The sequence below is a fragment of the Enterobacter cloacae complex sp. 6730903 genome, assembly GCF_048283985.1.
GTDB lineage: Bacteria > Pseudomonadota > Gammaproteobacteria > Enterobacterales > Enterobacteriaceae > Enterobacter > Enterobacter hormaechei_C.
In genome coordinates, this window is the sequence record NZ_JBLVXX010000022.1 from 1 (window position 1) to 14,314 (window position 14,314).

15 protein-coding genes are annotated in these 14,314 nt (G+C 53.3%); 6 read left to right on the forward strand and 9 right to left on the reverse strand.

Going from position 1 to position 14,314, the window contains the following annotated elements:
* Positions 1–136 precede the first annotated feature (136 nt).
* The gene (locus tag ACNQ0W_RS13220; RefSeq protein WP_017384743.1) at positions 137–703 is read left to right on the forward strand and encodes a cytochrome b; all 567 of its coding nucleotides are present in this window, start codon (positions 137–139) and stop codon (positions 701–703) included.
* A gap of 1 nt (position 704) precedes the next feature.
* Complete coding sequence (locus ACNQ0W_RS13225) at positions 705–1,283, forward strand: YceI family protein (RefSeq protein ID WP_022650779.1); 579 nt, start codon at positions 705–707, stop codon at positions 1,281–1,283.
* Positions 1,284–1,321: 38 nt separating this feature from the next.
* Here ACNQ0W_RS13225 and ACNQ0W_RS13230 read toward each other — a convergent pair whose 3' ends face one another.
* Positions 1,322–2,371: a rhodanese-related sulfurtransferase gene (locus ACNQ0W_RS13230; protein ID WP_062932044.1), complete on the reverse strand. Its 1,050-nt coding sequence runs from the start codon at positions 2,369–2,371 to the stop codon at positions 1,322–1,324.
* A 218-nt stretch (positions 2,372–2,589) separates the two neighbouring features.
* Here ACNQ0W_RS13230 and ACNQ0W_RS13235 point away from each other — a divergent pair, with 218 nt between their 5' ends.
* From ACNQ0W_RS13235 to ACNQ0W_RS13245, 3 genes are all read left to right on the forward strand, one after another.
* Positions 2,590–3,516 (forward strand): Kdo(2)-lipid IV(A) acyltransferase, encoded by a 927-nt coding sequence (locus ACNQ0W_RS13235; RefSeq protein WP_003858019.1) that lies wholly within the window; start codon positions 2,590–2,592, stop codon positions 3,514–3,516.
* Between the two features lie 141 nt (positions 3,517–3,657).
* Entirely contained in the window at positions 3,658–4,893 is a 1,236-nt protein-coding gene (gene mdtG, locus ACNQ0W_RS13240; RefSeq protein WP_062932045.1) for a multidrug efflux MFS transporter MdtG, read from the forward strand.
* Positions 4,894–4,972: 79 nt separating this feature from the next.
* Positions 4,973–5,347 (forward strand): MysB family protein, encoded by a 375-nt coding sequence (locus ACNQ0W_RS13245; protein ID WP_062932046.1) that lies wholly within the window; start codon positions 4,973–4,975, stop codon positions 5,345–5,347.
* A gap of 7 nt (positions 5,348–5,354) precedes the next feature.
* Here the strand turns inward: ACNQ0W_RS13245 and ACNQ0W_RS13250 are convergent, their stop codons facing one another.
* The 3 genes from ACNQ0W_RS13250 to mdoG form a co-directional block, all read right to left on the reverse strand.
* Positions 5,355–5,582 (reverse strand): YceK/YidQ family lipoprotein, encoded by a 228-nt coding sequence (locus ACNQ0W_RS13250; protein ID WP_062932047.1) that lies wholly within the window; start codon positions 5,580–5,582, stop codon positions 5,355–5,357.
* A gap of 63 nt (positions 5,583–5,645) precedes the next feature.
* Positions 5,646–8,174, reverse strand: a complete 2,529-nt coding sequence (gene mdoH, locus ACNQ0W_RS13255; protein ID WP_015570846.1) for a glucans biosynthesis glucosyltransferase MdoH — start codon at positions 8,172–8,174, stop codon at positions 5,646–5,648.
* Positions 8,167–9,720, reverse strand: coding sequence for a glucans biosynthesis protein MdoG (gene mdoG, locus ACNQ0W_RS13260; protein WP_062932048.1), 1,554 nt, complete (start codon positions 9,718–9,720; stop codon positions 8,167–8,169). The genes mdoH and mdoG overlap by 8 nt, the downstream gene beginning before the upstream one ends.
* A gap of 255 nt (positions 9,721–9,975) precedes the next feature.
* Here mdoG and mdoC point away from each other — a divergent pair, with 255 nt between their 5' ends.
* Entirely contained in the window at positions 9,976–11,115 is a 1,140-nt protein-coding gene (mdoC, locus tag ACNQ0W_RS13265; protein ID WP_047052420.1) for a glucans biosynthesis protein MdoC, read from the forward strand.
* A 41-nt stretch (positions 11,116–11,156) separates the two neighbouring features.
* Here mdoC and ymdB read toward each other — a convergent pair whose 3' ends face one another.
* From ymdB to csgB, 5 genes are all read right to left on the reverse strand, one after another.
* Positions 11,157–11,693, reverse strand: coding sequence for an O-acetyl-ADP-ribose deacetylase (gene ymdB, locus ACNQ0W_RS13270; protein WP_062932049.1), 537 nt, complete (start codon positions 11,691–11,693; stop codon positions 11,157–11,159).
* An 80-nt stretch (positions 11,694–11,773) separates the two neighbouring features.
* Positions 11,774–12,094, reverse strand: a complete 321-nt coding sequence (locus ACNQ0W_RS13275; RefSeq protein ID WP_003858038.1) for a type 1 fimbrial protein — start codon at positions 12,092–12,094, stop codon at positions 11,774–11,776.
* A gap of 153 nt (positions 12,095–12,247) precedes the next feature.
* A complete protein-coding gene (gene csgC, locus ACNQ0W_RS13280; protein WP_062932050.1) occupies positions 12,248–12,580 on the reverse strand; it encodes a curli assembly chaperone CsgC in 333 nt (110 codons plus the stop codon).
* Positions 12,581–12,636: 56 nt separating this feature from the next.
* Entirely contained in the window at positions 12,637–13,092 is a 456-nt protein-coding gene (gene csgA / locus ACNQ0W_RS13285) for a curli major subunit CsgA (RefSeq protein WP_003858043.1), read from the reverse strand.
* Between the two features lie 39 nt (positions 13,093–13,131).
* Complete coding sequence (csgB, locus tag ACNQ0W_RS13290) at positions 13,132–13,587, reverse strand: curli minor subunit CsgB (RefSeq protein ID WP_023299774.1); 456 nt, start codon at positions 13,585–13,587, stop codon at positions 13,132–13,134.
* Positions 13,588–14,314 lie beyond the last annotated feature (727 nt).

A 14,314-nucleotide genomic window follows, 5' to 3' on the forward strand; every position in this document is an offset into this window, starting at 1 on the left:
ATTGAAATACATTGCGGGAACATATTCAAATCCGCTGAAATAAATTAGATAAAATACATTATTCATTTTTTTCAGTTGCATTATTTATTTAACCCGTCCATTTTTATTGCTCAGTCATTTGAGAACGGAAATTCATATGCAATGGCGTAACTCCTCCCGTCGCTACGGAATAATATCCATGTGTTTACACTGGCTATTTGCACTTGCCGTTTATGCCATGTTTGGTCTCGGCCTGTGGATGGTGACATTAAGCTATTATGACGGTTGGTATCATCAGGCCCCCGAATTGCACAAAAGCATTGGGGTTCTGCTGATGATGGGTCTGGTTTTTCGCGTGATCTGGCGACATATCTCTCCACCACCTCCAGCGCCCAAAAGCCATGGCCGACTTACCCGCATAAGCGCTGTTGGCGCGCATATCGCACTCTATGCCCTGCTTTTCGCCATTCTGATCAGCGGCTATCTCATTTCCACCGCAGACGGTAAACCGATCAGCGTGTTTGGGCTTTTTGACGTCCCAGCCACGCTGGCTGACGCCGGTTCCCAGGCTGACACCGCAGGTGTGGTTCATCTGTGGCTGGCATGGAGCGTAGTAATCCTTTCTGTCCTGCATGGCCTTGCGGCCCTGAAACACCACTTTATTGATAAAGACGATACGCTGAAGCGCATGCTTGGCCGTTCGTCAGTTGACTCTGGAGCATAAAATGAAAAAACGCCTGTTGGGTATCGCATTAGGTTCGCTGCTATTTACCACCGGTTCGGCCCTGGCCGCCGACTATAAAATTGATAAAGAGGGCCAGCATGCCTTCGTCAATTTCCGTATTCAGCATCTGGGTTACAGCTGGTTATATGGCACGTTTAATGATTTCGATGGCACATTTACTTTCGACGAGAAAAACCCTGCTGCCGATAAAGTGAACGTCACCATTAATACCAACAGCGTCGACACTAATCACGCCGAGCGTGATAAACATCTGCGCAGCGCTGAATTCCTGAACGTGGGCAAATTCCCGCAAGCTACTTTCGCGTCGACAGAGGTGAAGAAAGACGGTGATAAGCTCGCTATTACCGGTAATCTGACGCTGAACGGCGTAACAAAACCGGTCACACTGGATGCCAAATTAATTGGACAGGGCGACGATCCATGGGGCGGAAAACGTGCTGGCTTTGAAGCCGCAGGCAAAATTCATCTGAAAGATTTTAATATCACCACGGATTTAGGCCCGGCATCGCAGGATGTAGAGCTGATTATTTCGGTGGAAGGCGTTCAGCAGAAGTCATAAAACAGGCCCGGCAGGCTTGCGAGCCGCCGGGCAGTGTTTTACTCCGGGTCCGGAATACCCAGTTTGGTATTCAGTCGGCCCCGGGATTTATTAAAGATCTTATTCCCGTTCTCGCGTCCGGCACGGCGACGACGTTGCTCTTCTTCAGGCAACATACTCTCTTCACTACACAGCTCACTACAGCAGCCGTTAAACTTCTCGGCACATGCAGGGCACTGAATAAACAGCAGATGACACCCGTCGTTTTTGCAGTTGGTATGCGTATCGCAAGGCGTACCGCACTGGTGGCAGTGCGCGATCACGTCCTCTGAAATTCGCTCGCCCATACGCTCATCAAACACAAAGTTCTTACCGATAAAACGCACCGGTAAACCCTGCTCACGGGCGCGGCGGGCATATTCAATGATCCCACCCTCAATGTGCCAGACTTTATTAAACCCGTTGTGCTTCATCCAGGCGCTGGCTTTTTCACAGCGGATCCCCCCGGTGCAGTACATCACGATCTTTTTGTCTTTATGCTCCTGCATCATCTCAACCGCTTTCGGCAGTTGCTCGCGGAAGGTGTCGGCAGGAATTTCCATCGCATTCTCGAAGTGCCCCACTTCATATTCGTAGTGGTTACGCATATCGATAAACACCGCTTCCGGATCGTCGAGCATCGCGTTCACTTCAGCGGCCTTGAGGTACTCCCCCACATTAGCGGCATTGAAGCTTGGATCGTCAATGCCATCCGCCACAATACGCTCGCGGACCTTCATGCGCAGCACCCAGAATGATTTACCGTCATCATCCAGCGCAATGTTCAGACGTAAGCCGTTAAGCGCCGGATCAAACCCGTAAAGGAGGTCGCGGAAGGCGCTGACCTTGCTTTCCGGCACGCTGATCTGCGCGTTAATCCCCTCACGCGCCAGATAGACGCGACCAAACACGTTCAGGGCGGTGAAAGCCTGGTAAAGTGCATCGCGGGTCGCCTGGGGATCGTTGATGGTGAAATACTTATAGAAAGAGATCGTTGTGCGCGGTTCGGTTTCGGCCAACATACGCGCTTTCAACATCTCATTCGAAACGCGGTTGTGTAACACTGGCATGGTGTACAAGTCCTGCAATCGTTGAGAATTAAAAATCGGTCGGCATGATATAGCAAACAAAGACAATTTACATCCACACAATTTACGCTACATTTCAGTCAACCTGATTAATCAGACTTAACATTTGCATATTCTTTCATGTTTCGATGACAGACATTTTGGCTATGCCTTAAAAAATGAGACAATAGCCTTTCAGGACGTTAGAACACAGGACAGACATGACCCAGTTACCGAAATTTACTGCCGCGCTTTTGCATCCCCGCTATTGGTTAACATGGTCAGGCATTGGCTTGTTGTGGCTAATTGTACAGCTGCCTTATCCCGTCATTTTCCGCATGGGTAAAGGACTGGGCCGCATTGCTCAGCAGTTTATGAAGCGTCGCGCCAGGATCGCGTATCGTAACCTTGAGCTTTGCTTCCCTCAGATGAGTGAATCTGAGCGCCACGACATGGTGGTTAAAAACTTCGAATCTGTCGGCATGGGGCTGATGGAGACCGGTATGGCCTGGTTCTGGTCGGATAAGCGCATGGCGCGCTGGACGGAAGTGGCCGGGACCGGCATGGAGCCGGTGCATACTCTTCAGGCCAACCAGACTGGCGTCCTGCTGATTGGCGTTCATTTCCTGACGCTCGAAATTGGCGCGCGCATGTTCGGCATGCAGGCGCCGGGAATTGGGGTTTATCGTCCTAACGATAATCCGGTGATCGATTTGATCCAGACCAACGGACGCATGCGCTCCAATAAAAGCATGATCGATCGCAAAGACCTGAAAGGGATGATCCGCGCCCTGAAATCAGGTGAAGTGGTCTGGTATGCCCCGGATCATGACTATGGCCCGCAATCCAGCGTGTTTGTTCCGTTCTTTGCGGTGGAAGATGCAGCGACGACCACCGGGACCTGGATGCTGGCGCGGATGTCCAAAGCGGCTATCGTGCCGTTTGTGCCGCGCCGTAAACCAGACGGTTCAGGCTATCAGCTCATCATGCTGGAGCCGGAACTCGCGCCGCCGCTGATTGATGCGGAAACCACCGCCCGCTGGATGAACGGCGTTGTCGAGAAATGCATCATGCTCGCCCCGGAGCAGTACATGTGGCTGCATCGCCGCTTTAAAACCCGGCCTCAGGGCGTCCCTTCCCGGTATTAACCTGCATGCGGCCTTCCGGGCCGCATGTTGTTTTAGCTTTAAAAGCTCCCCGTCATTGCGGCAATCATACCCCGGGCGCATAATTAGCAGGCTTACTACCTCACTGGTCATGGTGCCCTGCACCTCATTATGCGGATAGTTATGTCCCCCACAGATGCTCCCATAAACTGGAAACGTAACCTGACGGTTGCGTGGCTGGGTTGTTTTCTTACTGGCGCCGCCTTTAGCCTGGTGATGCCCTTTCTGCCCCTCTACGTTGAACAGCTCGGCGTCACTGGCCATAGCGCCCTGAATATGTGGTCCGGCCTGGTGTTCAGCATTACGTTCCTGTTCTCCGCCATTGCGTCCCCGTTCTGGGGTGGGCTGGCAGATCGCAAAGGCCGCAAAATTATGCTGCTGCGCTCCGCGCTCGGCATGGCGATCATTATGCTGCTGATGGGGGTGGCGCAGAACGTCTGGCAGTTCCTGATATTACGCGCGCTTCTGGGCCTGCTCGGGGGATTTATCCCTAACGCCAACGCCCTGATCGCCACCCAAATTCCGCGCCAGAAAAGCGGCTGGGCGTTGGGCACGCTCTCCACTGGCGGCGTAAGCGGCGCACTGCTGGGTCCGCTGGCGGGCGGGCTGCTGGCCGACCACTACGGACTGCGGCCGGTATTCTTCATTACCGCCAGCGTGCTGTTCCTCTGCTTCCTGGTGACGCTTATCTGCATCCGCGAGAATTTCACGCCCGTGGCCAAAAAAGAGATGCTGCACGCCCGGGATGTGCTGGCCTCGCTGAAAAACCCAAAGCTGGTGCTGAGCCTGTTTGTAACCACCATGATTATCCAGGTGGCCACCGGTTCAATCGCGCCTATTCTGACGCTCTATGTCCGCGATCTGGCAGGAAACGTCAGCAATATCGCCTTTATCAGCGGCCTGATCGCCTCTGTTCCCGGCGTGGCGGCGCTACTGAGCGCGCCGCGGCTCGGCAAGCTTGGAGACCGTATCGGCCCGGAAAAGATCCTGATCTGCGCCCTGATCGTCTCCGTCCTGCTGCTGATCCCCATGGCGATGGTGCAGTCTCCCTGGCAACTCGGCGTCCTGCGCTTCCTGCTGGGGGCTGCGGATGGTGCGCTACTCCCGGCTGTACAGACGCTGCTGGTCTATAACTCCACCAACCAGATAGCCGGTCGTATTTTCAGCTATAACCAGTCGTTTCGCGATCTGGGTAACGTCACCGGACCGCTGGTCGGCGCGGGGATTTCGGCCAGTTTCGGTTTCCGGGCGGTCTTTATCGTGACGGCAGGCGTCGTGCTGTTCAACGCCGTTTATTCGTGGCTCAGCTTATCCCGGGCGCTACGCCCGGCGCGAATAAGACAACATCGTGACGGCTAATTTTCGCATTCATACTTGCAAAATCACATAATCAGCTATTCTTTCCCTGAATACCTTCACGAAAAACAGGGAGACACCAATGACCATGTACGCCACGCTGGAAGAAGCAATTGATGCCGCTCGCGAAGAGTTCCTCGCCGATAATCCCGGCATTGAGGAAGAAGATGCTGACGTGCAACAACTCAATATCCAAAAATACGTCCTACAGGACGGCGATATTATGTGGCAGGCCGAATTCTTTGCTGATGAAGGTGAAGACAGTGAATGTCTGCCGATACTGAGTGGTGAAGGTGCGCAGGCGGTATTTGACGGCGACTATGACGAAATTGAGTTACGTCAGGAGTGGCTGGAAGAAAATACGCTGCACGAATGGGACGAAGGTGAGTTTCAGCTCGAACCGCCGCTGGATACCGAAGAGGGTCAGGCCGCAGCGGACGAATGGGACGAGCGATAAGTTACCGCTACTTGTAGGGGCCGTGGCTGGCATCGATGGGCAGCAGTAGCGTATCGAAAATCAGCGAAAACGGCAGATCGAGCACGGTGAGATAGCGCCATGCGGAATCGCGAACGTCCCACTGTACGCCGGGGTAGTATTGATTCCCGTGGCCCTGCCCGGGGATGGTGCGGCTGATAATGCTGCCGCAGCCGCTGAGCAGGCATGCCATCATGATTACAATGACGACTTTCATTGTTAAACCTCTAAAAAAATACCGGCGCTTAAGCCGGTATTTTATTTGGCGGGCAAAGAAGCGTTACTTCGCCTTCAGTGCCAGCGGATTCAGCTTCACGTCCTTGTAGTAGTTCACCCACGAAGAGTATCTCTCCGGCGCGGACCACACGCGGTAGTGAAGCCGTGCCATCGTCACCGGATCGCTCAACAACACCAGACGACGGTCGCGGTTAAGCTTTTCTGGCGTCTCGTTCAGCGCCTGCTCAACGTGGCGATCGCGGGCGATCTCCAGCACCTGGCTGGCGCGGTGACGCGCCGTCGCCATCGCGGTTGCCAGCGCGTTGAATGACGGGTTAAACACGGCATGCATAAAGCCATCATCCAGCGTGCGTTTGCGGTTCTGCTCCAGATAGGTATCGGTATCCACCAGCACCTGCGGCGGAGAATACTCTTCCGGGATCAGGAACAGCTTCCAGCGTTTGGTACGCAGGCCCACCGTGGAACGGCTGGAGATCACCGACACAAACGGCGACAGGATCAGCGAGAAGACGATTGGCGCCAGCCAGAACAGGAAACGCAGATCCAGCCAGGCCATACCAACGGCCCACACCAGGCCCAGCAGCAGCTGAGAGCCATGGCGCATAAAGGCTTCACTCCACGGCGTAGAGTCATCGTCACGCTGCGGTGAATTCCACACCACTTCCCATCCCAGGAACGCGCTCACCACAAACACCGTATGGAACAGCATACGCACCGGCGCCAGCAGGACCGAGAACAGCACTTCCAGCAGCAGTGAAAGGGTCACGCGACAGAAACCACCGTACTCCTTCGAACCTTTACACCAGATCAGAATGATACTGAGCAGCTTAGGCAGGAACAGCAGCACCATGGTCGACGCGAACAGCGCGATCGCCAGCTCCGGACGCCACTGCGGCCACACCGGGAACAGCTGGCGCGGTTGCAGGAAGTACTGCGGCTCCGTCAGGGCATGCACAACCTGCAACGCGGTTGAGAGCGCCAGGAACATAAACCACAGCGGCGCAGACAGATAGGACATAACGCCCGTCAGGAACACCGCACGGTGAACAGGGTGCATTCCTTTCACCAGGAACAGGCGGAAGTTCATCAGGTTACCGTGACACCAGCGGCGGTCGCGTTTGAGCTCATCCAGCAGGTTCGGCGGCAGCTCTTCATACGAGCCCGGCAGATCGTAGGCAATCCAGACGCCCCACCCTGCGCGACGCATCAGCGCGGCTTCCACAAAGTCATGCGACAGAATGGACCCGGCAAACGACCCTTCACCCGGCAGCGGCGCCAGGGCGCAGTGCTCGATGAATGGCTTCACGCGGATAATGGCGTTGTGGCCCCAGTAGTGAGATTCACCCAGCTGCCAGAAGTGCAGACCGGCAGTAAACAGCGGCCCGTAGACGCGGGTCGCAAACTGCTGACAGCGCGCATACAGCGTGTCCATACCGGACGCTTTTGGCGAGGACTGAATAATACCCGCGTTCGGGTTGGCTTCCATCAGACGGACCAGCCCGCTCAGGCAGTCGCCGCTCATCACGGAGTCTGCATCCAGTACCACCATGTAGCTGTACTGGTTACCCCAGCGACGACAGAAGTCATCGATGTTTCCGCTCTTACGCTTAACACGACGACGACGACGACGGTAGAAGATCTGCCCTTCGCCCTGCACCTCGGCAATCAGCTCCATCCAGGCTTTTTGCTCTGCCACGCAGATATCCGGGTTGTAGCTGTCGCTCAGGATATAGACGTCGAAATGCGCCGCGTTACCGGTCGCCTTCACGGACTCCCAGGTGGCACGCAGCCCGGCGAATACGCGGTCAACGTCTTCGTTACAGATAGGCATGATCAGCGCGGTACGGTGCTCAGGATTGAGGGGTTCATCTCCGACCGTCGACGCGGAAATGCTGTATTTGTCACGCCCCATCAGCAGTTGCAGGAAGCCCATCAGCGCCGTCCAGAACCCGGCGGAGACCCAACAGAACAGCACGGCGAACAGCAGAAGAATGCCGCTCTGTAAAATATACGGCAGCAGCTGCATGAAGGAGACCCAGATATCCTGGCCAATCATGTCAGCAGGGTTAATTAACGCCCAGCCCTGGTACGGCAGAATGGTTTTCATGTACCAGGTGGCGACAACCGTCTGCGCCAGCGTCAGCAGCAGCAAAATGTAACGACGAATCGTTCCTACGGTACGCCATTTCTGCTCGGACGCCTGCTGTTCTTTGGTCAGACGTGACAGATAGCGCGGCGTCACGTCTCGCCCACGCAGGCGATCCCAGAAGCGGCCCACCGGGTTGGTGCGCCACGGATCGGGGAACATGGAGGAACGCGTGGCCTTCGGCATCGCCTGTAGCTGGTCACGCCCTTCGTCATCCTTGATTAACTGCCCTTCTGCCAGCGAGTCCGGCCATGCCTGCTCCAGACGTGCCTTCACTGACCCCAGCGGCGTATCATCATCACGGGAAAAGTGACGATGTTCACCATCCAGCGCGGTGTGAACCGCGCGGATGTCGCTCGCAGGGAGTGCCGCTTTTTCAATGTCCGTCAGCGGCATGGCATCAATATATTCAGATGTATTATTCATTGGCAGGTAGCTGATAGCTCCAGGTTTCACTCAGCGGCTTATCGTTACTGACCAGCGCGGCGCGCATTTCAGTGGTCTGTTTCGGATCTTTCACCTTCACGCGCAGGGTCAAACGCCACCCTTTGGTGACCGGATTGTAGCGCACGGCGTTCTCAACGATTTCACCGTTATCGCCAATGCTGGCCTGTGCCGTCACGGCAGTATCCGGCGCCAGTTTTTTCATATCCTGCCCGGTGAAGTCCACGATAAATGCCAGCGTGCCATCCGGCTGACGAATCAGGTTGGACTGCTTCACGTCACCCGTCGAACGACGCGTCTGCATCACGTACGCGTTATCCGGCGCGTGCAGCTTGTCTTCGTCACGGCTGAAAGTGATCGCATACTTGAAGTTCATCTCTTTACCGGCTTCCGGCAGCTGATCCGGTGTCCAGTACGCCACGATGTTATCGTTGGTTTCATCGTTGGTTGGAATTTCAACCAGCTCAACTTTGCCTTTACCCCAGTCGCCTTTCGGCGTCACCCAGGCGCTTGGACGCAGATCGTAGCGGTCATCCAGATCTTCAAAGCGGGAGAACTGACGGCCACGTTGCAGCAGACCAAAGCCCTGCGGGTTTTCCATCGTAAAGCTGCTGACAGCGAGGTGTTTCGGGTTGTTCAGCGGACGCCAGATCCACTCGCCGTTACCCGCATGAATGGAGAGGCCATTGGAATCATGCAGTTCAGGACGGAAGTTGGTCGCCGGAGACGGCTGGTTCGGCCCGAACAGGAACATGCTGGTCAGCGGCGCGACGCCCAGTTTGCCCACTTTATCGCGCAGGTAAACTTTAGACTGTACGTCAACCACCGTGTCACGCCCTGGCATGATCACGAAGCGATAAGCGCCTGTCGCACGAGGGGAGTCCAGCAGCGCATAAATTGTCAGACGTTTGTCGGTTGGTTTTGGACGTTCGATCCAGAACTCGCGAAAACGTGGAAATTCTTCACCTGATGGCAGCGCGGTATCAATTGCCAGACCGCGCGCAGAAAGCCCGTACACCTGCCCCGCGCCAATCACGCGGAAGTAGCTGGCGCCAAGCATGCTGACGATTTCGTCGTTTTTATCTTTGCTGTTAATCGGATAAAGCACCTTGAAGCCTGCGAAGCCGAGGTCTTTCACCGTGTCTTTATCGTGTTGCACATCGCCAAAATTGAAATAATCCGGGCTGTACTTGATTTTGCGTACCGCGGTCGCCGTCACTTCGTTGATGGCAACCGGCGTGTCGAAGTACATACCCTGGTGGTAAAATTCAAGCTTGAACGGGGTTTTAATATTGTTCCAGTACGCTTTATCGTGATTGAACTGGATCTGCTGATAGTCCGCGTATTTCATGTCGCGGAAAACGGAGGGCAGGTTACTTTTTGGCGCTTCGTAGCTCTTGCCCGCCATCGATTTAGCCTGTTTTGCGACATCATCGATGTTAAAGGCCAGTGCAGATGAGGTATACAGTGACAACAGCACTGCTACACCCAACCAACGCATTTTCATCATTTGTGGTTTATGTTTCATAATAAGTAAGCACTTCCCCCTTTGTGTGCTTATATCGATCCGATCCATTTTAATGGAAACTCAGGCAATCCGACAACATTATCACTGCTTTGTTCAGCTCGCTGGCTCATGGATTAAGCAAATGAAAGAACCCGCTTTTCACTTTGCGTGCTTATCCTGGAGACAGGGTGTCGGTCTTGGTGTAGGGTTGGCTCCGAATGTAACCATTATGAGCCTTAGGGATAAGGCGAAAAGTCTGAGAATGCGCAAAGTTATATGAGCACAACCCCTGTACAACGTGAATATTTCCTCGACTCGATCCGCGCATGGCTCATGCTATTGGGGATCCCTTTTCATATTTCACTGATCTATTCCAGCCACACCTGGCACGTGAACAGCCAGATGCCCTCCTGGTGGCTGACGCTGTTTAATGATTTTATCCATGCCTTCCGCATGCAGGTGTTTTTTGTCATTTCCGGTTATTTCTCTTACATGCTCTTCTTGCGCTATCCCCTCAAGCGGTGGTGGAAAGTGCGCGTGGAGCGCGTGGGCATACCGATGTTGACGGCCATTCCGCTGCTGACGCTGCCGCAGTTCATCATGTTGCAGCATGTTAAAGGCAAGGCGGAAAACTGGCCGAATCTCTCCTTCTATGAGAAATACAACACCCTGGTCTGGGAGCTGATTTCCCACCTCTGGTTCCTGCTGGTACTGGTGGTGCTAACCACGGTGAGTTTGCTGATCTTCAGCCGGCTGCGCCAGCGCGCGAGTAGCGCATCCTCGACCTTCTTCGCCAACATCACCCTGGGCAAGCTGTCGCTGCTGTTTCTTGCGCTGGGGGTCGCGTATGCCGCCGTCAGGCGCACCCTGCTCATTGTCTACCCTCCCATTCTGAGCGATGGGCTGTTTAATTTCGTGGTGATGCAGACCCTGTTCTACATTCCCTTCTTCTTGATCGGGGCGCTGGCATTTATTCATCCCCGGCTTAAAGCGCTGTTTACCACCCCCTCCCCCTGGTGTGCGGTGGGTGCTGCGCTGGCCTTTGCCGCCTATCTTCTCAATCAGCGCTATGGCAGCGGGGACGCGTGGATGTATGAGACAGAGAGCGTGATAACGATGCTGATGGGCCTGTGGATGGTTAACGTGGTGTTCGCCCTTGGCCATCGTCTGCTGAATTTTAAATCCAGCCGCGTCACCTATTTCGTTAATGCTTCGCTGTTTATCTACCTGGTTCACCATCCGCTGACGCTGTTTTTCGGGGCGTACATTACGCCGCATATCGCCTCGAATGCGCTGGGCTTCTTTACCGGCCTGGTCTTTGTGGTTGGCATTGCCATCGTGTTGTATGAAATCCACCTGCGGATCCCGCTTTTGCGTTTCCTGTTCTCAGGCAAACCTCAGGTTAAAGCGGGATAACAAAACGGCGCCTTCAGGGCGCCGTTTTTGCATTTCAGACATCAAAAAGCCTGGCTGCGCGCGGTCAAAATCCGCTGATACAGGTCGGCGGTGTGCTCATCGAAGCAGACAAAAATGACTTTTTCCGGCATGGGTTTGAGGGAAAGGTAGTGATAAACGGTATTCACGGCGATCGTAGCTGCCGCTTCCTTTGGATAACCGTACACCCCGGTGCTAATGGCAGGGAACGCCATGGTCTTATAGCCGTTATCCGCCGCAAGCCGCAGGCAGTTACGATACGCCTGCTCCAGAATCTCAGCCTCCTGGCGGTCGCCACCGTGCCAGACGGGTCCAACGGTATGGATCACCGCTTTGGCCGGGAGATCGCCCGCAAGCGTAATAACAGCATGCCCCGGCGGGCACTCCCCCTGCTGCTGACGCACGGTTTTGCATGCTTCAAGGAGTTGAGGGCCTGCGGCCCGGTGAATGGCACCGTCCACCCCGCCCCCACCCAGCAGGGAGGAATTGGCTGCGTTGACAATCACGTCAACGTGCACCGTCGTGATATCGCCATGAATAACGTCGATTTGCGGTCTCATAAACACCCTCTGCAACCCGCCTTTTTATTCAGTGTATCGCAGAGGGAGAAGGAGAAAAACTGCCGCAAAAAAAACGGCGGTTAACGGTAATCTACCTGAACGACCGCAAGCGTTTTCTGTTCATTCAGGTATTTCATGCTGACAGCGGCCAGAGCTGAATGAGGATGATGGCCCCGGAGCGCCTCGTCATAACTGATGGTATGCGTTTTCATACGGTTATTTTCCGGGCAGGAGATTGCGAACTGCTGATGCCGGGGCGTGACTTCGCACGGGTCAGCGACCACCGCGCCACGAAAATGAATCACCCCACCATTTTCTATAGTTGCTGAATAAGCCGGAGAAAAAAAAGAGGACAGGATCAGTCCCAGACCAGAAATAATACACGCTGCGGATTTGAACATTATTTGTACTCCTCAATGAAATTCGTCCTTGAGGGGTAAAAACGCTCCGTTATGACGTATCAATTTAAGCAACCCGATTGCTGGGTTCTTGATATCAGCATAGCTTACCTGTGCAGCGCCGCCACTCTATTAACCCATTGATTTCATGAATGATTAAAGCGTACTTGCCGGTGCGTTCCACTGCTGTGATAAATGAAGCGATTTTCCATCGGAAACGGTGACGATTATTTTTACCGCATCCCCTGAGCGAATATTTAAACTGATTCGCGTTAAATCAATCGGCTGATTAGCGGGTATAAAAAGAGTATTTTTCTGCCGCGATGTACTTTGTCCCGCCTGCCCCTGTCGGACAGATAACACCTCAACCTGACATTCGCAGGCGTCTGCCAGCGTGACCTGAGGAATAATGATTGTCATATTTGCCTGCTGTGAGGTGCTGAACGTTATCTGACTGGCAAGCGCGGCAAGGAGAATGAAGGTACTCATGAGATCCTCCCGAAAAAAAACAGGGCGCATGCCCTGTTTTTTGGTACAGAAATGAATCAGTACTGGTGTGCGGTCGCGTTGTTGCCAAAGCCAACCTGGTGCACAGTCACCGTTGAGCCGGACGCTGTCTGGTCTACCGCCGCGCCATTGCCGCCGCCGAACTGTTTCACGTTGATAACAGAGTCTTTGCTATTCCACTGGTCGATGGTAGCGCTGTTACCAAAGCCTTTTTGCAGCAGATCGATAGAACTGTCATCAGAGCCCTGGCCAACATCTGCGCCGTTACCGCCACCATGCTGGGTAATGGTCAATTCAGAATCTCGGGCGTCCGTCTGCAAAGCAAGCGCGGAGTTACCGCCGCCGTACTGGTAAATGCTCAGGGTTGAGTCAGGGCCGTTATTGCCGCCACCCCAGCCACCACCGTGGCCGCCGCCAAATTGTGGTACCGCACCTGCGAAAGCACTGCCAGAAACTACGATTGCTGCAATAACTGCCACTTTGAAAAGTTTCATGGTAAACCCCCATCGGATTGATTAAGGCGTCACACATCGCTAGCGTTGAATAACGCGAATAGCCATTTGCGACTGTCTCTGCACTACAACTGCTGTTTTCTGCGTACCATACTGCGTTATATTCGCCCTGTTACCCGAGCCTTTCTGGATAATCATGGCGGTGTTGCCAAAAGCGCCCTGCTTAATACTCGCATCATTCCCGTTGCCGGTCTGATCGATATAAGCAAGGTTATACGTCCCTGACTGATCAACATTCGCGCGGTTATTCCCGCCCTCCTGGGAAATAACGGACAGCAATTTAGAACCGCCCTGGCGTACATCAGCATTATTACCTGAACCCTGTTGACCAATAATGGCTGCCTGATTGTATGAAGCTTTACTTAATTCATTTATCGCAAAATTATATTCAGAACTGGCTAAATCTGAATCACCTGCGATTACAAACCCAGGCGCACCCAGTAATGTAAACATCATAAACAACGTTTTGTTTTTCATGCTGTCACCCTGGACCTGGCTATATAAAAGGTATTCCTGACTCCGTTAACGCGATTCGTTTTGTTAACGCCGCGTTACGGAAAAGAGTATGTCTGCCGAAACATATTTAATATCTCACCCGTGTGCCTTATTTTTATATTCTCCTTCACCTCAAAGTCGTAAATCTTGCCTGAAACGATGCGATACACGCCTGAAGCAGAAACCAAAAAAGTCTTCCTGCGCTTGTACAACAGCGAGACAGACTGTCCAACCTGCACCGGCTTCTTCAGACAAAAACGACAATACCCTTTGCCACGTGCGTGACACGAAGCAAGTTTTCTTAAGAAAACATTCTGGCTTAGGGAAGTCTTATGTTTTTAGCAGAGTTCATACTTTTTACCGGCTGGCTTACAATAATACAAATCCAGATAATTCAATTCATTATAATATAGAGTATGGTTTTTAAAATCTGTGCACGTTTATACGCCTGTACAACTTTCCCCTTACCTTAAAATCTATTAGCCCTGCAAAATACACAACTTAATATCGAATTTTACATTCTGTTACACGATTAACACTTGCTTTAAAGTTTGCAATAGCTAGATTGAAAACAGCAGTACGTTATTTGTTTTTAATTTTACCGCCTCCTTTGGAGGAGGTTTTTAACTACACACAGCAGTGCCACACCTGTCAGTACTTCTGGTGCCCTTTTCAATAATACGAGGGCAGCTGCCGGGTGTCATAAATA